General features: G+C 49.0%; 1 protein-coding gene. It reads left to right on the top strand.

Annotation, left to right across the window (positions count from 1 at the left end; genetic code table 11):
• The first annotated feature begins 63 nt into the window (after positions 1-63).
• Positions 64-681 carry an N-acetyltransferase gene (locus Q1B46_RS22145; RefSeq protein WP_299952068.1) on the top strand — a complete coding sequence of 206 codons (618 nt, stop codon included), beginning with the start codon at positions 64-66 and terminating at the stop codon, positions 679-681.
• Positions 682-722: the final 41 nt, after the last annotated feature.

Genomic DNA, 722 nt, shown 5'->3' with positions numbered 1-722 from the left:
CATCCATCGTTGCTTGAGCAGGACAATAAATTGCGCATTTGACAACAAGTATTTGCGGCCCACATGCTGAAACGTGAAAATCGAGGTGTAACGACCAAAGGTAATTTCATGTTTAGATCATCAACCCGAAGTGAAGCAGAGAGTTTGTTAAGCGGACTTGCTCTTGGATTTTCTGCCGACCCATTCATGCGTTGGCTGTATCCTGAACCTGCCGATTTCCTTACCCACTTCCCGCGCGTAATGGACTTCTTTGGGGGGCGTGCATTTGAACAGGGCAGCGCGTTTCGAAACGATGATTTTACTGCTGGCGCACTTTGGCTTCCGCCAAGCATTCACCCTGACGAAGAACGGCTTGTCGCCTGTTTTGAGCAGACGGTCTCATCAGAAAAGCATGATGCGTTGTTCGAAACCTTCGGGCAGATGGACAATTATCATCCCGATGAGGACTGCTGGCATTTAGCCTTTATTGCGGTCGATCCAATTCGCCAAGGAAAAGGGTTGGGGTCCGCGTTGCTTGAATGCTGCCTCAAACGTTGTGATGAAGATGGAAGACCTGCTTACTTAGAGTCGACAAACCCTACAAATCTATCGCTGTATAAGCGCTATGGTTTCCAAGAGATGGGTCTAATCAAAGCCGACCAAGCCCCACCCCTGTTTCCGATGTTTCGAGCCGCCCAATAGCGGTAGATCAAACGGCTGCATTTGTCTGCAATCTGTGAGTT

This window comes from uncultured Ruegeria sp., from assembly GCF_947500045.1.
GTDB lineage: Bacteria > Pseudomonadota > Alphaproteobacteria > Rhodobacterales > Rhodobacteraceae > Ruegeria.
This window is presented reverse-complemented; position numbering and strand designations above follow the sequence as displayed.